The 16,525-nt window shown below is 60.8% G+C and carries 18 protein-coding genes and 1 tRNA gene; 14 read left to right on the top strand and 5 right to left on the bottom strand.

What is annotated here, in order from left to right; all coding sequences use genetic code 11:
• The first annotated feature begins 156 nt into the window (after positions 1-156).
• From AC6I99_RS13365 to AC6I99_RS13335, 7 genes are all read left to right on the top strand, one after another.
• Positions 157-576, top strand: coding sequence for a DUF3052 domain-containing protein (locus tag AC6I99_RS13365; RefSeq protein WP_216925434.1), 420 nt, complete (start codon positions 157-159; stop codon positions 574-576).
• Positions 573-1,076 carry a peroxiredoxin gene (locus AC6I99_RS13360; RefSeq protein WP_224090755.1) on the top strand — a complete coding sequence of 168 codons (504 nt, stop codon included), beginning with the start codon at positions 573-575 and terminating at the stop codon, positions 1,074-1,076. Before AC6I99_RS13365 ends, AC6I99_RS13360 begins: the two co-directional genes overlap by 4 nt.
• A 23-nt stretch (positions 1,077-1,099) precedes the next feature.
• Entirely contained in the window at positions 1,100-2,029 is a 930-nt protein-coding gene (locus AC6I99_RS13355) for an NAD-dependent protein deacetylase (protein WP_396133550.1), read from the top strand.
• 55 nt (positions 2,030-2,084) lie between these two features.
• A tRNA-Val gene (locus AC6I99_RS13350) sits at positions 2,085-2,160 on the top strand.
• A 104-nt stretch (positions 2,161-2,264) separates the two neighbouring features.
• Positions 2,265-2,555 (top strand): hypothetical protein, encoded by a 291-nt coding sequence (locus AC6I99_RS13345; RefSeq protein WP_224090754.1) that lies wholly within the window; start codon positions 2,265-2,267, stop codon positions 2,553-2,555.
• Positions 2,556-2,804: 249 nt separating this feature from the next.
• The gene (locus AC6I99_RS13340) at positions 2,805-3,599 is read left to right on the top strand and encodes an IclR family transcriptional regulator (RefSeq protein WP_224164567.1); all 795 of its coding nucleotides are present in this window, start codon (positions 2,805-2,807) and stop codon (positions 3,597-3,599) included.
• A 158-nt stretch (positions 3,600-3,757) separates the two neighbouring features.
• Positions 3,758-5,116: an MFS transporter gene (locus AC6I99_RS13335; RefSeq protein WP_224090751.1), complete on the top strand. Its 1,359-nt coding sequence runs from the start codon at positions 3,758-3,760 to the stop codon at positions 5,114-5,116.
• An 84-nt stretch (positions 5,117-5,200) separates the two neighbouring features.
• Here the strand turns inward: AC6I99_RS13335 and AC6I99_RS13330 are convergent, their stop codons facing one another.
• Positions 5,201-6,268 carry a D-2-hydroxyacid dehydrogenase gene (locus AC6I99_RS13330; RefSeq protein WP_309929900.1) on the bottom strand — a complete coding sequence of 356 codons (1,068 nt, stop codon included), beginning with the start codon at positions 6,266-6,268 and terminating at the stop codon, positions 5,201-5,203.
• Positions 6,269-6,338: 70 nt separating this feature from the next.
• On the opposite strand from AC6I99_RS13330, the gene AC6I99_RS13325 reads away from it, so the two are divergent.
• From AC6I99_RS13325 to AC6I99_RS13315, 3 genes are read left to right on the top strand one after another with little or no spacing between them, the layout of a single operon-like run.
• On the top strand, positions 6,339-7,238 hold the full coding sequence (locus AC6I99_RS13325) for an NAD(P)-dependent oxidoreductase (RefSeq protein ID WP_224090749.1): 900 nt from the start codon (positions 6,339-6,341) through the stop codon (positions 7,236-7,238).
• A gap of 53 nt (positions 7,239-7,291) precedes the next feature.
• A complete protein-coding gene (locus AC6I99_RS13320; protein ID WP_224090748.1) occupies positions 7,292-8,062 on the top strand; it encodes an SDR family oxidoreductase in 771 nt (256 codons plus the stop codon).
• Positions 8,062-9,111, top strand: coding sequence for an L-idonate 5-dehydrogenase (locus AC6I99_RS13315; protein ID WP_224090747.1), 1,050 nt, complete (start codon positions 8,062-8,064; stop codon positions 9,109-9,111). Before AC6I99_RS13320 ends, AC6I99_RS13315 begins: the two co-directional genes overlap by 1 nt.
• Here the strand turns inward: AC6I99_RS13315 and AC6I99_RS13310 are convergent.
• Entirely contained in the window at positions 9,108-9,836 is a 729-nt protein-coding gene (locus tag AC6I99_RS13310) for a FadR/GntR family transcriptional regulator (protein WP_224090746.1), read from the bottom strand. The genes AC6I99_RS13315 and AC6I99_RS13310 overlap by 4 nt on opposite strands.
• A gap of 229 nt (positions 9,837-10,065) precedes the next feature.
• Here AC6I99_RS13310 and gnd point away from each other — a divergent pair, with 229 nt between their 5' ends.
• Positions 10,066-11,502, top strand: coding sequence for an NADP-dependent phosphogluconate dehydrogenase (gnd, locus tag AC6I99_RS13305; RefSeq protein ID WP_224164563.1), 1,437 nt, complete (start codon positions 10,066-10,068; stop codon positions 11,500-11,502).
• Between the two features lie 114 nt (positions 11,503-11,616).
• The gene (locus AC6I99_RS13300) at positions 11,617-12,450 is read left to right on the top strand and encodes an oxidoreductase (RefSeq protein ID WP_224090744.1); all 834 of its coding nucleotides are present in this window, start codon (positions 11,617-11,619) and stop codon (positions 12,448-12,450) included.
• 6 nt (positions 12,451-12,456) lie between these two features.
• Here the strand turns inward: AC6I99_RS13300 and epsC are convergent, their stop codons facing one another.
• The 3 genes from epsC to msrA all read right to left on the bottom strand — a co-directional run bounded on the left by epsC (position 12,457) and on the right by msrA (position 14,609).
• Positions 12,457-13,041, bottom strand: a complete 585-nt coding sequence (epsC, locus tag AC6I99_RS13295) for a serine O-acetyltransferase EpsC (RefSeq protein ID WP_223933212.1) — start codon at positions 13,039-13,041, stop codon at positions 12,457-12,459.
• A 41-nt stretch (positions 13,042-13,082) separates the two neighbouring features.
• Positions 13,083-14,018 (bottom strand): cysteine synthase A, encoded by a 936-nt coding sequence (cysK, locus tag AC6I99_RS13290; RefSeq protein ID WP_224090742.1) that lies wholly within the window; start codon positions 14,016-14,018, stop codon positions 13,083-13,085.
• 66 nt (positions 14,019-14,084) lie between these two features.
• The gene (gene msrA, locus AC6I99_RS13285; RefSeq protein ID WP_224090740.1) at positions 14,085-14,609 is read right to left on the bottom strand and encodes a peptide-methionine (S)-S-oxide reductase MsrA; all 525 of its coding nucleotides are present in this window, start codon (positions 14,607-14,609) and stop codon (positions 14,085-14,087) included.
• 172 nt (positions 14,610-14,781) lie between these two features.
• Between msrA and AC6I99_RS13280 the strand changes: the two genes are divergently transcribed.
• Both AC6I99_RS13280 and AC6I99_RS13275 read left to right on the top strand, forming a co-directional pair.
• Positions 14,782-15,693, top strand: coding sequence for a Nif3-like dinuclear metal center hexameric protein (locus tag AC6I99_RS13280; protein ID WP_224164562.1), 912 nt, complete (start codon positions 14,782-14,784; stop codon positions 15,691-15,693).
• Positions 15,694-15,782: 89 nt separating this feature from the next.
• On the top strand, positions 15,783-16,520 hold the full coding sequence (locus tag AC6I99_RS13275) for a zinc ribbon domain-containing protein (RefSeq protein ID WP_224164561.1): 738 nt from the start codon (positions 15,783-15,785) through the stop codon (positions 16,518-16,520).
• Positions 16,521-16,525 lie beyond the last annotated feature (5 nt).

Here is a 16,525-nt window from a genome sequence, read left to right as displayed (position 1 = left end):
TCCTGGTGCTCTCCGTGACGGATGCCACGTGATTGTCACAGCTTCGAAACACCCCAGGTAGTGCGGAATATGCGTCATCGCAGGGACAATGGCTTGAAGCACACGCCCAAAGGGTGTTGGCTGTTAGTAATGGAAGTCACTTCAAAAGGAGGAAACGTGAGCGAGGCCGACGCCGCCACATCGGTAAATGTGGCGGAAAGATTGGGTTTCAAAGACGGGGATCTGATTCAGGAACGCGGCTACGACGACGACGTCGATTTCGACTTGCGTGACGACATTGAAGATGTCACGGGCTCTGAGCTGTTGGATGAAGATGATCATGACGTCGTAGACGCTGTTATTTGCTGGTGGCGGGACGGCGATGGTGACCTGGTCGATGCTCTGATGGATTCGCTCACCACCTTGAAAGAGGGCGGCGTGGTGTGGGTTCTGACCCCCAAATCCGGCCGCGACAACTACGTCTCTCCCGCGGACATCCAGGACGCAGCGCCCACTTCGGGGCTGCACCTGACCACTTCTGCCGGGGTATCCAAGGACTGGAGCGCCACCCGTTTGGTGCCGAAGAAGAACAAGTGACGGAAGTCCAGCAAGCGCCGGCCCCCGCACTTGTTCCCGGGATCGGAGAGGTGGCGCCGGACTTTGAACTGCTGAATCAATATGGCGAGCCGGTCCGTTTGTCGGATTTCAGGGGTCGCAACGTTGTGGTGGTGTTCTATCCGTTCGCTTTCTCTGGCATCTGCACGGGAGAACTGTGTGAGATTCGCGACAATATCGCTGCTTTCGAAGACTCGAACGCCACCGTCCTTGCGATCTCCGTAGACAGCAAATTTGCTTTGCGCGCATATGCGGAGCAGGAACGCTATGAGTTCGATCTTTTGGCTGATTTCTGGCCACATGGAGCTGTTGCGCAGGCTTACGGTGTCTTTGATACCCGCAGCGGGATGGCCCTTAGGGGAACGTTCATCATTGATGCCGAAGGATTGATCCGGTACGTGGTGGTCAATCCGCGGGGACAGGCCAGGGACCTCGCAGGCTACCGCCAGGCGCTCTCTGAATTGAGAGTGCAGCAGGGGTGAACCACGTGCGGCCCGGTGTTGGTATGACCGGCTTCGCCAGCATGGAACCGGCTACCGCTGCCACCTTGGGGGCCGGGGAAGAGGCGGCGTTGAAGGAGGTCCTGGACATTCTTGGGGGCAGGCGGCTGGCCATGCTCACCGGCGCCGGACTCAGCACCGATTCGGGTATTCCGGACTACCGGGGACCTGGATCAGCGCCACGGAGCCCCATGACGTATCAGGAATTCATCGGCAGTGCTGCCAATCGACGGCGGTATTGGGCCCGGAACCATATCGGCTGGTCCCACTTGCGGCATGCTGATCCAAATGCCGGCCACGCCGCCGTCGCCCTCATGGAACGGCGGGGCCTGCTGACCGGCCTCATCACCCAAAATGTCGACCGGCTCCACGAGGACGCCGGAAGCACCAACGTTGTGGATCTGCATGGGCGGTTCGATCAGGTGATCTGCCTTGAGAACGGACACGTTTTTTCCAGAAAGCTGCTCGCCGCAATTCTTGAGGAGCTGAATCCGGGGTTCGTAGAAGCCGCGCTCGAGGCAGGCGTGGTGGAGATGGCCCCGGACGCTGATGCCACCGTGGAAGATCCCGAGCTCATTAAGTCATTCGTGGTGGCAGTTTGTCCTGTCTGCGGCGGAACGCTGAAGCCTGACTTCGTCTACTTTGGCGAAAATGTTCCCAAAACCCGGGTCGAACGGGCGTATTCCATGGTGGACGCCGGCGAAGCTCTCCTGGTCGCCGGCTCCTCGCTCACCGTGATGAGTGGGTTGAGGTTCGTTCGCCATGCTGCGAAGGCAGGCAAACCTGTGGTCATCATCAACAGGGGATCCACGCGAGGTGACGAATTTGCCGCCCTGAAACTTGAGGTAGGAGTGAGCGGAGCATTGGATTATCTTGCGCGGAATTTGCCCGACATTTCTGCAGCGAGGGACTCGATTGGTGTTTCGCCCGAATGATCATGTAGAGTCATTGTTCGTTGGTTGAAGCGCTAAGGCACTGAAACTGAACTTTGGGTCCTTAGCTCAGCTGGTAGAGCGCCACGTTTACACCGTGGATGTCATCGGTTCGATCCCGGTAGGACCCACCAAACAGCCCCGCCATCCTGGACCGCAACGGTCGGGATGGCGGGGTTTTTCTTTCCCCAAAAGCGGCTCACGAAAAAAGTCAGTGCCCACGCCTACTGTCTGGCTTATGGAACAGGTATACATCCGCAGTGCAGGGGGCGGCGAGGCAACTACGGTAGTCCGGGGCGGCCGGGAGTGGCAGATTGCGGAAGAACCATTCCGATGGTTCGAGAGGGTGCCGTGGTGGGAGAGTTCCAAGCGAATGCCCCGGGGGCAGGGCCGCGTGGATGTTGAGGTCTTGCAAGTCCAAGTGCGGCTGGGAAGCAACGCGATGTCCAGCCTGGCAACCTGGGAACTGGTGCGGGACGGAAGTGGTGGCGGCTGGTACCTGCGTGGCGAAGAACGCGTGGCTGCCTAGGATTCCCACCGGGAAATGGATGAGCTCTCCACCACGACTATTGGGGGATGCCGCGGTGGAGAGCTCGAAAATGAATATACAGCGAACTTTTCCGTTTGAAAAGTAAAGCCCTCGTTAAGGCCTTGTGTGTCGATAAAGCCCCCATTGCTCCCGACAGGACCGCAAGCAATCACACTATGATGGGTAGTGTTCAGCTGATTGAACACCCGGTTGGACGAGATGTCCGGTTTGAGATGACGAAGGAGAATCATGGCCGATTCCCGCATTACCCGCTCCGAAGGACTGGGCGCATCATCGCCAGCTCCTGCGGTGACCCGCGCAGCGGCCGTTCTGGAAGCATTGGCAGAATCGCCATCGGGCCGCCTCACCCTGAGTGATCTGTCCAGGGAGTTGGGAATCCCTAAATCTTCCACGTCCAATCTGCTGCTGGCACTGGAAGAAGCACGGCTTATTACCAGGCAGGGCGCGGACTTTGGCTTGGGGCGAAAGCTCGTGGAGCTGGGCGCAGCGTACTTGAGCCGTTTGGATGAAGTGCAGGAGTTCTACAAGTACTGTGAACAAGCACCCACCCTGTCTGGAGAAACTGTCCGCATCGCCATGTTGGACGGGGACCACGTCATATACCTGGCGCGCTATGAGGGTCATCCTGCAGTTCGGCTGACCTCGAACATCGGCGACAAGATGCCGGTCTCCCTTTGCAGTGTAGGAAAGGCGCTCCTGGCGCAATTGCATGATCACGACATCGATGCCATGTTCCCGGATGGCATGGAACTTCCGGTCATGACGCCGAACTCGCTGCGCACGGCCGAGGAACTGAAGGCTCAAATCACCACGATCCGCAAGCAGGGTTTTGCCTTCGAGGACGAAGAATCCACGGTAGGCGTGGTGTGCCTTGCCGTTCCCGTGCCCACCCATGGGGCGCATGGTCCCAGCCTGGGGCTTTCTGTTACTGCGCTGAAGGCTACTTATTCAGAGGAGCAGGGTGCGCTCATGGTCAAGGAACTCAAGGAGCTGGCCCGCTCCCTGGGGAATCCGATGGGTTGATGCAGTGCCGCACGTCACAATCATCGGATTTTGAATAAATCTTATTTTAATCTTGGCACCTAGTTCAACAAGCTGTACGCTGTTCACCATAGTGATCTTGGCGGTGATGCCATCACTATCTCGTCGGGCCAACGGGGGCCTGGGGTGATTTTGAGGGAGTGCTTGTGACAACTCGTACTGATGCAAAGCTCGCAGCTGAGGCTGACGATGCAGTGGTTGAGCCGGAACAGCTTCGCAGGGCGACGCTGGCCAGCTCCGTGGGTTCTGCCCTGGAGTACTACGATTTCTACATTTATGGCCTGGCCTCGGCCTTGATCTTTGGGCCTTTGTTCTTTAAGCCTTTGGGTGAGAGCGGGGCTTTGATCGCATCCTTTGCCACCTATGGCGTGGGATTTGCGGCCAGACCGTTCGGCGGTATTTTCTTCGGATTCATCGGAGACAGATTTGGCCGCAAAATGGTCCTCTTGCTGACAATCGGCATGATGGGACTCGCAAGCTTTGCCATCGGCCTGCTCCCCACCTTCGAGCAGGCCGGAATGCTCGGCGCTGTACTCCTGGTGACATTGCGAATCATCCAGGGTTTGGGGGCCGGAGCGGAACAGGCCGGAGCCACAACCCTGATATCGGAAGTGGCGCCGCCGAAGCGCCGGGGGTACTTCGCGTCGCTGCCATTCGTTGGCATTCAGCTCGGCACGCTCCTGGGCGCCGGAACTTTCGCGCTGTTGCAGTTGGCGGACAAGGCTGCTTTCGAGTCGTGGCTCTGGAGGGTGCCATTCCTTGCCAGCTTTGTCCTGATCATTGTTGCTGTCTTCATTCGCCTGAGGTTGAAGGAAACCCCGGTATTTCAGGAACTGGAGAAGCATAAGAATGTGGTCAAGAACCCTGTGGGCCAACTTTGGAAGCATTCCAGAAGGAACGTGCTGGTGGGTATAGGCCTCCGTATGGGGGAGAATGGCAATTCTTCCATCTATTCGGCTCTGCTGATCTCCTTCATGTCGGTCAAGGAAGGTGTCTTCCCTGGGGACAAATTCATTGGTCCTGTGGGGCTTCTGATTGCCGCTGGATTCGCAGCCGTCATGGTGGTGACGTTCGGAGCACTGTCTGACCGCTTTGGCCGCGTCCGGGTTTACCGTTATGGTGCGTTGTTCCAGGCGATATTTGCCATCCCGGCCTTCTATCTGGTGACTCTCGGAAACGTGACCCTCGTGTGGGCAGTCATGGTGGTTGGTATAGCGCTTGGTGTCCAGTCCATGCTGGGCCCGCAGTGCCCGCTGCTACCTGAACTGTTTGGTTCCCAGTACCGCTTCACCGGAGTTGCGCTCAGCCGGGAAATCTCTGCAGTGCTGGCAGGCGGCCTTGTGCCCCTGCTCGGCGCCATTCTCCTGGCGGCTACGCATAACTCCTGGGTTGTTCTCGCGGTCTACTCGCTCGTTTTGGCCCTGATTTCGTTCATCACGACATTCTTTACGCCTGAAACAGCAGGACGGGACCTTCTTGCCCTTGAGGACGCGAAGTAGCGGACCGCCATTTGCCAAGCATTGGCGCAAAAAAGGCTCCGACCCCCTTGGGGTCGGAGCCTTTCGCGTCAGAGCTTGCCGGGTTTAGTAGAAGTGGACCGGATCCACCAGGTGGGGAAGGTCGCCACCGTCCATGAATGTACGGAGGTTGCTGCAAAAACGCTCTGCGATAAGGCGGTTTTCGGCAGAGCTCAGTGCAGACGTGTGCGGTGATACCAGCACCTTGGGGTGGTTCCACAGGGGGCTGTCCTGCGGTAGCGGCTCGATGGCAAAGACGTCCAGGCAGGCATAGGCAACTTGACCACTGTTGAGGGCCTCAAGAAGGGCGTCCTCGTCCACTACTGTGCCGCGGCCGACGTTGACGAACACGCTGCCCGGCTTCATTGCGGAGAAGATGTCAGTGCTGAACAGCTTCTCTGTGTAGGGAGTGCCGGGAAGTGTGTTCACTACGGCGTCGGCGTCGGCAACGAGGCCCGCGAGGCCGTCATTGTTGGTGACTTCGTCGATGCCCTCAATGGCCTCCACGTTGCGTTTGGTGCCGCTGACCTTCATTCCCAGAGCGCGGGCGATACGTGCCGTTTCCATGCCGATCTCGCCAAGCCCTGCAATGACTACCTTGGATCCGTTGGCCAACTTGGTGGGTGTCCGCAACTGGGGCCAAACCTTGGCCGCTTGGTCCTGGGCCATTTCGGCGCTGCGCTTGAAGCCGTTGAGGATGCCAAAGGCGGAGAATTCCGCGAGTGGCAAGGCGTGGACTCCGGCTGAAGTAGTGACGCGGAATTTTCGAAGCGTCTCGGTATCCAGTCCGGAAGCCTTGACGGCTCCGCCGGCCCCGGCGGCCATGGCGTGAATCCATTGAAGGTGGGGATTGCTCTGGGCAATCCGGGCAAGGCCGGCCGGGCTTTCGTTGGGGAAGCCGTACAGGACCTGAGCCTGGTTGAGCATGGCCCAGTAGCGTTCTTCCTGCTCCGGCGTCCGCTTGAAGTCCGGGTCTCCGCTGTGGTCGGCAGGGTAGCGCTCGGGTGGAAGGAGGTCGGGTTCGTACAGAACGGTTACGGAAGGATCTACGGCGCGGATACGCTCCACATGCTCAGCTTCGAGCGGTACAGCGATCGCGATGGTAAGTTCATCAGTCGTCATAGTGTTCATCATACTGAATGGAGGCTAGGATATTGAACAGATTGCGTTTTGATGCACACAAAGAAGTGAGGTTCTTCACGACATGACCAGCAAACGTGTGGGTTTCGTAGGCTTGGGGCTCATGGGGGCTCCCATGGCTGCCAACATCGCTAAAGCAGGATGGCTCGTCAGGGCATGGAACCGTTCCGACACTGTCTTCCAAGGCCTCGCGGGCATCAGCCGCGTAGACACCCTTGCCGAACTCCGTGACGAACCAACAATCATTTTCATGCTTCCCGATTTGCCTTTGATCGAGGCCGCGGCAGAAGGCTTGCTTGATGCATGGCGCACCGAAGCGCCCCAGCCGGGCACCGCCGTCGTCGTGATGAGCAGTGTGTCGCCGACGGCGGTCCAGGAGTTCGGCGAAACCGTGCGCGAGGCCACCGGCGGAAACGCGGTGGTGGTTGACGCGCCTGTCAGCGGCGGCACTACCGGCGCCGGGAACGGAACCCTGGCCATTATGGCAGGGGCGTCCGAAACAGACTTTGAACGGCTTCAGCCACTCTTTGAAACCATGGGGACAACAGTCCGCCGGATGGGTCCACTGGGATCAGGCTCGCTCGCCAAGGCCTGCAACCAGCTGATCGTCGGGACTACGACGGCGGCACTTGCCGAGGCTGCTGAACTTGCCGAGCGCTCCGGAATGGATGTGGCTGCCCTGTATGAGGTCCTCGCGGGAGGCTTGGCGGCAAGCCGGGTGTTGGAGATCGTCGGGCCACGTTTGGCGGCGAAGGACTACACGCCCACGGGACCCGCCAAGTTCATGCACAAGGATTTGGCCTTCGTGGTCCAAAGCGCCGGGAGTGTGGGCTCCCCGGTACCCATGGCCTCTGCGGCAATCCAGCTCTACGGGGAACTCAAGCGCCAAGGACTTGGCGATCAGGACCTCGCCGTTGTTCGCCAAGCAATAGCGAATCTTGCCATGTCTTCGGCTGCCAACTAAATGCCGGCCCCAAACAAGAAACCTGTCCAGACAAGAAGGAATGCAACAGAAACATGAGTGGACTATTTGACCTGAGCGGGCGAATCGCCTTGGTCACCGGATCCAGCCGGGGGATCGGCAATGCCCTTGCCCGCGGCCTGGCTGATGCTGGTGCGACGGTGGTGCTGAACGGCATCAATCCGGAACGGCTGGCCAAGGCGCACGATGCCATGGCTGCAGACTATCCCGACGGACGGGTCTTCAGCCGGGCGTTCGATGTCACAGATGCCGCCTCGGCCGCTGAAGGCGTGCAATGGATCGAGGCCAATGTTGGCCCGTTGGAGATCCTGGTGAACAACGCCGGCATCCAGCACCGCGTTCCCATGCTTGACCTCGATGTCAAGGACTGGGACCGGGTCATCACCACGGACCTGACCAGCGCCTTCCTGGTGGGCCGGGAGGCTGCGCGGCACATGATCCCGCGGGGCCAAGGAAAGATCATCAATATCTGCTCAGTTCAAACAGACCTTGCCCGTCCCACGATCGCCCCCTACGTCGCCGCCAAGGGCGGGCTGCGTAACCTGACGCGTGCGATGACTGCTGAGTGGGCCGCTTCGGGGCTGCAGATCAACGGCATCGCCCCCGGCTACATCCACACTGAGATGACACAGAACCTGGTGGATGATGAGGCGTTTAATTCCTGGATCCTGGGCCGGACACCGGCCAACCGGTGGGGAACCGTGGCCGACCTCGCCGGACCTGTTGTGTGGCTTGCGTCGCAAGCGTCCAACTTTGTTAACGGCCAGACGATCTTCGTCGATGGTGGAATGACGGTGGTGGTCTGATGGGCAGCACACTCCCGGCCTCCGGCCCTGCCGTCGTAGCCCACGGCAAGGGTGACCTACGGATCGAAGATATCCCGCTGGCCAGGCCCGCGGCCAACGAATCGCTCGTCGAAATTGCGTACGGCGGCATCTGCGGTTCGGACCTGCACTACTGGCTCCACGGCGCGGCGGGGGAATCGATTCTGAAGGCCCCGATGGTCCTGGGCCATGAAATCGTTGGCGTCGTCATCGAGCAGGCAGCCGATGGCAGCGGCCCTGGCCCAGGAACGCCCGTGGCGGTGCATCCGGCAACCCCGGCCCCGGGCGAGGTCCGCTATCCGCAGGACCGGCCCAACCTTTCCCCGGGTTGCACGTACCTGGGCAGCGCGGCACGCTACCCGCACACCGACGGGGCCTTCAGCCGCTACGCCACCCTTCCCTCGCGGATGCTGCGTGCCCTGCCGGACACCCTGGATCTGAGGACCGCGGCGTTGGTGGAGCCTGCCAGCGTGGCCTGGCATGCCGTCGCCCGGGCCGGTGACGTCGCGGGGAAGACGGCCCTCGTGATCGGCAGTGGTCCCATCGGCGCCTTGACGGTCGCCGTCCTGAAGCGGGCCGGCGCGGCCAGGATTGTCGCCGTCGACATGCATGACAAGCCGCTGGAGATCGCCAAAGCCGTCGGTGCCGATGCGGTCCTGAGGGGTGACGAAGCGGACGCCATCGCGGCGGTGGACGCCGACGTCGTCATTGAGTCCTCAGGCAGCCACCACGGCCTGGCCTCGGCCATCAAGGGAGCAACCCGCGGCGGGAAAGTGGTCATGGTGGGGCTGCTGCCCTCGGGCCCGCAACCGGTCTTCATCTCCCTGGCCATCACCCGCGAACTGGAACTGCTGGGATCCTTCCGCTTCAACAACGAAATCGATGACGTCATTGCGGCGTTGGCGGACGGCTCGCTGTTTGTGGACCCCGTGATTACGCACGAGTTCGACCTCGCACACGGACTTGAGGCATTCGAAGTAGCCAGGAACTCAGCCCGGTCAGGCAAGGTCCTGCTGAACTTCCAGGATTAGTTTTTCGCCACGGGTACGAAGACGCGGGGCTGGTCGTTCCAGCTGGGGGCCAGCTCCGCGATCGTTTGGCGCATTATTTTTCCGGCCGCATCCCTGGCCTGCTGTCCGTCGCCGGCGTCGATGGCGTGTGCGACGTCAATATGCCACTGCAGCGCCTGCTTCTGGGGGTGTTCCGGCATGAGGCCGTGCACTGTGCGTCCCGTCAGGGTCTCTGTCACCTGGCCAATCAGGTTGGCAAACATCTCGTTTCCCGAGCCGGAGAGGACCAGTGCATGGAACCGGATATCGAGGTCAAGGAACCGTGCCATGTCTCCGGCGTCGCCGGCTTCCTTCATGGCCAGCGAAATATCCACGAGTTCCCGGCGAAGGGTTTCCGGAGCGTTTCCGGCTGCGAGTTCCGCAGCAACAGGCTCGACGGCGGAACGCAGCTCAGCGAGCGACCTCAGTTGGGCGCCACGGCCCTCCCCGGCCAAGCGCCAGCGAATGACCAACGGATCAAAGGGATTCCAGCGATGGGCCGGGAGGACGCGGATTCCGACACGCTTGATGGTTTCCACCAGGCCCAGCGACTGCAGGACGCGGACGGCCTCCCGGACCACCGAGCGCGAAACGTTGAGCTCGTCTTCCAAATGTTCGGCCAGCATGACGTGGCCAGTGGGAAGGGCGCCGCCCACAATCCGGGTTCCCAGATGCTCTACGGCGCGGTGGTGGAGGCTGGTTGACATAGACGTAAGCATAGTGCGGGGAACGCATTCCGCGTGCCGTCCGATGCCGCTTGGCGCCGCTCGGAAGTCCCGCACATCATAGACTGTTTATGACGCGGCGCCGTTCCAAAACGTGGGCGCCGCTTTCCTGCTCATGGCTTAAATACGTATGGTTTATTACAGCCCCTGGTTATGAAATCGCTTCCTGCTGTCCGCAGGACTGTTTGTACACGATCGAATTGGAGTTTTGATGTCAGCACACATCGGTGTCACCGGCCTCGCGGTGATGGGCGCCAACCTGGCCCGCAACCTGGCCCGCAACGGCTTCACTGTGGCTCTCCACAACCGCTCCGTGGAAAAGACCGACGCCCTGCTGGAAAAGCACGGCACGGACGGCGACTTCATCCGCACTGAAACGCTGCAGGAACTCGTCGACTCCCTCGAAAAGCCCCGCCGTGTCCTGATCATGGTCAAGGCGGGCGCTCCCGTGGACAACGTCATCGAGCAGCTGGAACCGCTGCTCGAGGCCGGCGACATCATCATCGATGCCGGTAACTCGCACTACGAGGACACCCGCCGCCGCGAAGCCGCGCTGGCCAAGAAGGACCTGCACTTCGTTGGCGTCGGTGTTTCCGGTGGCGAAGAGGGCGCATTGAACGGTCCCTCCATCATGCCCGGTGGCTCCAGGGAGTCCTATGACGCCCTCGGCCCGCTGCTGGAGAAGATTGCCGCAAAGGTCGACGGCGAGCCGTGCTGCGCTTGGATCGGCACCGACGGTGCCGGCCACTTCGTCAAGATGGTCCACAACGGCATCGAATACGCCGACATGCAGGTCATCGGTGAAGCATTCGATCTCCTCCGCTCCGGCGCCGGCATTGAGCCCGCCGAGCAGGCCAGGATCTTCGCTGACTGGAACAAGGGCGATCTGTCCTCCTTCTTGATCGAAATCTCGGCCGAGGTTCTGGGCCACGTCGACGCCAAGACCGGCAAGCCGTTCGTTGATGTCGTCGTGGATGCTGCAGGCCAGAAGGGAACCGGACGCTGGACGGTCATCTCCGCACTGGAACTCGGCTCCCCGGTCTCCGGCATTGCCGAGTCCGTTTTCGCCCGCGCATTGTCCTCGCAGGCCGAGCAGCGCAAGCTCGGCCAGGAACTGCTGGCCGGCGAAGAGGCTTCCGTGGAGATCCCCGCGACGTTCGTTGAGGACGTCCGTCAGGCGCTGTACGCCTCCAAGCTGGTTTCCTACGCCCAGGGCCTGGACATGCTGACCTCCGCCGCGAAGGAGTACGGCTGGGACCTCAAGCTGGACGAAATCGCCTCGCTCTGGCGCGCAGGCTGCATCATCCGCGCAGAACTCCTCAAGGACATCACCAAGGCCTACGCTGCCGAGGAGAAGCCTGCCAACCTCCTGTTCGCGCCGGCTTTCACCAAGGCCATCGCTGAGGCCCTCCCGGCCTGGCGCCGCGTTGTAGCCACCGCTGTCCAGCTGGGCATTCCGGTTCCGGTCTTCTCCTCCTCGCTGGCCTACTACGACGGCCTGCGCCGCAAGCGCGTTGCTGCTGCCCTGATCCAGGGCCAGCGCGACCTCTTCGGTGCGCACACCTATGGCCGCGTTGATGCCGAAGGTACGTTCCACACCCTGTGGGGCGAAGACAAGTCCGAAATCTCGGCCGTCGACACCCACTAAGGTTCCGCAGCAAGGCCGGTTCTTCCCCGATACGCTGGGAGGAGCCGGCCTTTGCCATGCCGGAAGAGGTACTGGGCCATCGTGGCGAGTGCCACGAGCCAAGGAGCCAGAGCCATGACCGAGCGCATCGCTTTTGTCACAGGGGCATCTACCGGCATTGGTTTTGAGACGGCGCGCGCCCTGAGGTCCGAAGGGTTCATTGTCTACGCCGGTGCGCGCAGGGTGGAGAAGATGCATCCCCTTCAGGCGCAGGGAATCACCGTCATGCACCTGGACGTCACAGTAGAAGAGTCCATGGCCTCAGCTGTGGCGCTTGTTGAAGCTGCACACGGGCACATAGATGTCCTGGTGAACAACGCAGGGTACGGCTCCTACGGCTCCCTCGAGGAGGTTCCCCTGGCAGAAGGCAGACGCCAGTTCGAGGTGAACGTGATGGGTTTGGCGAGGATGACGCAACTCGTTATTCCCAGGATGCGGCATGCGGGTTCTGGCCGGATCATCAACGTCTCGTCCATCGGCGGAAAGATTTATGAGCCCCTGGGCGCTTGGTACCACGGGACCAAGTTCGCAGTGGAGGGGATGAGTGATTCTTTGCGGCTCGAGTTGAAACCGCACGGCATCGACGTCGTACTCATCGAGCCCGCCGGAACGGACACCGAATGGGGCACCATTGCCGGGGAAGGCCTCTTATCCGCATCCGGCAAGGGTCCATACAAGGGGCAGGCCCACGTCATGGCAGCAGCCTTGGCCTCAACATCCGGACAGCTGATATCCACGCCTCCGAGGGTAGTGGCCAAGGCAATAGTTCGCGCGTCAACGGCAAAACGCCCCAAGACCCGCTACCCGGTGGGTAGGGGAGCCTGGAGCGTCCTGGCCTTGCGCAGGGTTCTTCCTGACCGCGTGTTTGACGCCGTGCTGTGGAACTCCTACAAGAGGTTTACCGGCTAGCTCAAACTAGATCCGGTATTCGATGTAGTACTCAGCCGGGTCAACCGCCGGTTTGGTTTCGGATTTCGCGTCGCGGTGCCGCCACGTCGCTGGAATGCCGGTGATGATCGACTCCGGGGGAGCGTTCTTCACCACGACGGCGTTCGCACCAATTGCGCTGTCTGCGCCGATGGTGATGGGTCCCAGGACCTTGGCGCCGGCGCCGATGGTCACCCGATCCCCGATGGTGGGGTGGCGCTTGACCTTGGCAAGGGATCGGCCACCCAGCGTCACACCGTGATAGATCATCACGTCTTCGCCGATTTCGGCCGTTTCGCCGATGACGACACCCATACCGTGGTCGATGAAGAAGCGCCGGCCGATGGTTGCGCCGGGATGGATTTCGATGCCCGTCAGGAACCTCGCCAACTGTGAAATCAGTCGGGCAGGAAAGCGAAGGGCCGGGTTTTGCCAGAGCTTGTGGGTCACGCGGTGTGCCCAGATGGCATGCAGGCCGGAGTAGGCGAAAAAGTTCTCAAAAGAACCTCGAGCCGCCGGGTCATGCGACCGGGCGGCGTCGAGGTCTTCCTTAAGCCTTGCGAAGAAGCTCACAAAGACCTTTCTACAGGAAATGAATGCTTGCGGGCGAAGTGTTAGCCGCGGATGTCGTCAAAGAGGACAGTGGAGATGTAACGCTCCCCGAAGTCCGGCACGATCACGACGATCAGCTTGCCCTTGTTCTCCGGACGCTTGGCGACTTCCAGTGCACCCCATACCGCGGCACCGCCGGAAATACCGGCCAGGACGCCTTCCTTGGAACCAAGGGCGCGGGCGGTGGCAACGGAGTCTTCAAGGGTCGCATCGAGAACTTCGTCGTAGACGTTGGTGTCCAGGACCTCCGGGACGAAGTTGGCGCCCAGACCCTGGATCTTGTGGGGACCCGGGCTGCCGCCATTAAGGATGGGGGAGTCCTTGGGCTCGACTGCAATGATCTGGACTTCGGGCTTGCGCTCCTTGAGGACCTGTCCGACGCCGGTCACGGTACCGCCGGTACCGACGCCGCCAACAAAGATGTCTACTTCGCCGTCGGTGTCCGCCCAGATTTCCTCGGCAGTGGTGTTGCGGTGGATCTCCGGGTTGGCCGGGTTGGCGAACTGCTGCGCCCAGATGGAATTCTCCGTGTTGGCAACAATCTCCTGGGCCTTTTCAACAGCGCCGCGCATGCCTTCGGAACCGGGAGTCAGTACGATCTCTGCACCGTAAGCGCGAAGCATGACACGACGTTCGGTGGACATGGTCTCAGGCATGGTCAGGATGACCTTGTAGCCGCGTGCGGCACCAACAAGGGCCAGAGCGATTCCGGTGTTGCCGGAGGTGCCCTCGACAATTGTTCCGCCCGGCTTCAGGGCACCGGACTTTTCGGCGGCGTCAATGATGGCCACACCGATGCGGTCCTTCACGCTGTTGGCCGGGTTGTAGAACTCAAGCTTGACCGCAACGGTGGCCTCAAGGCCTTCGGTCAGCCGGTTCAAACGGACCAGCGGAGTGCGGCCGACCAGCTGGGTGACGTCGTCGTAGATCCTTGCCATGAAGATTATGCCTATCTCTGAAGAGGGAATGCTGAGGTCAGCCTAACCAGCAGGATCGAAACCCTGCTAAGCAGTTAGCCATGCAGAGTAATATTTCCGCGCTTTGGCCAGTTTTGGATTGATGATGACCTGGCAGTAACCCTGGTACGGGAATTTGGCGTAGTAGTTCTGATGGACTTCCTCTGCCTCATAGAACTCGGGTAGCCGGCTCACTTCCGTCACAATCGGATCGGCCCAAAGTGCTTGCGCGCGCTCGATGGCTTCTTCGAAGAGGATCTTTTCCTCCGTCGTGGTGTAGAACATCGACGAACGGTATTGGGTACCTGTGTCGTAGCCCTGCCGGTTCAACGTGGTGGGGTCATGCAGCGCGAAGAACATGTCAAGAATGACCTCCTCCGGCACCACGGTCTCGTCGAATGTCACCGCAACTACCTCTGCATGACCGGTCATTCCCGAGCAGACGTCGTAGTAGTCAGGGTTTCGGACATGGCCACCCGTATAGCCCGAGACCACGGAACTGACGCCGCGGGTTTTCTGGTACACGGCATCAAGGCACCAGAAGCATCCACCACCAAGTACAAAAGTTTTCATGATCTCTTCAATGGATTGGAGGGGCTGATGATTCCCGCAATACCTTACGGGACAATAACGCCACCGGGAACGCCACCGGGAACGCCACCGGGAACGCCACTGGGTACGTCACTGGGCAGGCGCGGCAGCAACCAAGACTGCCCTATCGGGCCCAGTAGGTAAGAATAAGAGTATGGAAGCAGTAGACACCGCCATTTCCGATGCGGATTCCGGCGACGACGCCGGGACAGTGGAAGCAAGCGGGGACCCGACCCTTGGCCAGGTGTTGCTTGCTGTTGAGGAACTCTGGCCGGAATCCTTGGCTGAGGATTGGGATGAGGTAGGCCTCGTGGTGGGGCGCCCCACCGCGCCGATCACCAAAATCCTGTTTGCCGTGGATCCCACCCTGGCCGTCATCGACGAGGCCATTGAGTGGGGTGCAGGACTCCTCATTACGCATCATCCGTTGTTGCTCAAAGGCGTGAACTCCGTCGCGGCCACGTCCGCGAAGGGATTGGCCGTGCACCGTCTTATCGAGGCGGGCACCGGACTCCTGACCGTCCACACGAACGGTGACTCCGCCGTCGGGGGCGTATCGGACGTGTTGGCGGACGCCTTTGGCCTGGAAAATGTTGCCCCACTGACCCCTGCCGCCAATGGCTTGCCCGAGGAAGGCATTGGCCGGGTTGGAGATCTTCCTGAGCTCATGACCTTGGGTGATTTCGCTGCCCGCGTCTTTGGGATGCTCCCCGCAGTGGCCGGAGGGGTCCGCGTGGCTGGCGACAAGGACGGTCTGCTGCGGCGCGTCGCCGTCTGCGGTGGCGCCGGGGACAGCTTGTTCGATGCCGTCAGGGCCAGCAACGCAGATGTGTATGTGACAGCAGACATGCGGCACCATCCGGCGTCGGAGGCGCGGGAAGGTACCGTCAACGGCCGTCCGTACCTCATTGACGTATCGCACTTTGCCAGTGAATGGCTGTGGCTGCCCGTAGCCGCGGAAGCGCTCGGCAACGTACTGGCTGATCAGGGCTACGACGTCGAGATCCGTGTGAGCAGCACCAACAGCGATCCCTGGGACTTCATACTCACTCCCGGCGGGGACTAGAGTCTAGAAGATACGGACAGTCCCAATAAAAAGGGGCCCGTCCATCCGGAACTGATCCCCAGGCCCGGAAGTAACAAGCGGAGGTAAGCGTGGCGAAAGCAGCACCGGCAGAACAATTGAAATTGCTTGAACTGCAGGGACTGGACGCCAGGCTCAAGTCGTTGGCAGGCCGCCGGAAGGTGCTGGAAACAGATCCCCGGATAGCTGACCTGCAGGATGCACTCAACGTTGCCAATGGTGAGTTGGGCGCGGCCAAGATGGCCGTACACGACGCCGAAGCCGAACTGCGTCGTTCGGAAGCTGACGTGGAACAGGTCGCATCCCGCATCGAACGGGACGAAGCCAGGCTCAATAGCGGAACCGGCCTCTCCAAGGACCTCGTAGCGCTCCAAAGTGATATTGCGTCCCTTAATAAGCGCCGCTCCGACCTTGAAGATGTTGAGCTTGAAATCCTGGAACGTTTGGACACCCTGCGGGAGCGCCAGGCCGCGCAACAGGCCATCGTGGACGACATCCAGGGTTCATTTGCCGGCATCCGCGCCGAACTGGATGAGGCGATTGCTGAGATCGCGGCCGAGGAAACCGTGGTCCGTGGGCAGCGTGCCGCTTTCGCGGAGGCCCTCGACGCCGGAATGCTTGCAGTCTATGAGAAGACCATAGCCAAGCGCGGCGTCGGTGCCGCCAGGCTCTTCCACGGTAAATCGGAAGGTTCAGGGATGATGCTCAGCCCCGGCGACCTCGCTGAAGTCAAGGCTGCGGCTGACGACGACATCGTCTTTTGCCCTGATTCCGGATGCATCCTGGTCCGTTCGGCCGAGTGGAACTGACCTAG

This window comes from Arthrobacter sp. TmtSoilC77 (assembly GCF_059739415.1).
This window is presented reverse-complemented; position numbering and strand designations above follow the sequence as displayed.

Coding starts and splice junctions, on each gene's coding strand:
- AC6I99_RS13355 (WP_396133550.1), top strand. CDS start 1,100: ATGACCGGCTTCGCCAGCATGGAACCGGCTACCGCTGCCACCTTGGGG.
- AC6I99_RS13345 (WP_224090754.1), top strand. CDS start 2,265: ATGGAACAGGTATACATCCGCAGTGCAGGGGGCGGCGAGGCAACTACG.
- AC6I99_RS13340 (WP_224164567.1), top strand. CDS start 2,805: ATGGCCGATTCCCGCATTACCCGCTCCGAAGGACTGGGCGCATCATCG.
- AC6I99_RS13330 (WP_309929900.1), bottom strand. CDS start 6,268: ATGATGAACACTATGACGACTGATGAACTTACCATCGCGATCGCTGTA.
- AC6I99_RS13325 (WP_224090749.1), top strand. CDS start 6,339: ATGACCAGCAAACGTGTGGGTTTCGTAGGCTTGGGGCTCATGGGGGCT.
- AC6I99_RS13320 (WP_224090748.1), top strand. CDS start 7,292: ATGAGTGGACTATTTGACCTGAGCGGGCGAATCGCCTTGGTCACCGGA.
- AC6I99_RS13315 (WP_224090747.1), top strand. CDS start 8,062: ATGGGCAGCACACTCCCGGCCTCCGGCCCTGCCGTCGTAGCCCACGGC.
- AC6I99_RS13310 (WP_224090746.1), bottom strand. CDS start 9,836: ATGTCAACCAGCCTCCACCACCGCGCCGTAGAGCATCTGGGAACCCGG.
- gnd (WP_224164563.1), top strand. CDS start 10,066: ATGTCAGCACACATCGGTGTCACCGGCCTCGCGGTGATGGGCGCCAAC.
- AC6I99_RS13300 (WP_224090744.1), top strand. CDS start 11,617: ATGACCGAGCGCATCGCTTTTGTCACAGGGGCATCTACCGGCATTGGT.
- cysK (WP_224090742.1), bottom strand. CDS start 14,018: ATGGCAAGGATCTACGACGACGTCACCCAGCTGGTCGGCCGCACTCCG.
- msrA (WP_224090740.1), bottom strand. CDS start 14,609: ATGAAAACTTTTGTACTTGGTGGTGGATGCTTCTGGTGCCTTGATGCC.
- AC6I99_RS13280 (WP_224164562.1), top strand. CDS start 14,782: ATGGAAGCAGTAGACACCGCCATTTCCGATGCGGATTCCGGCGACGAC.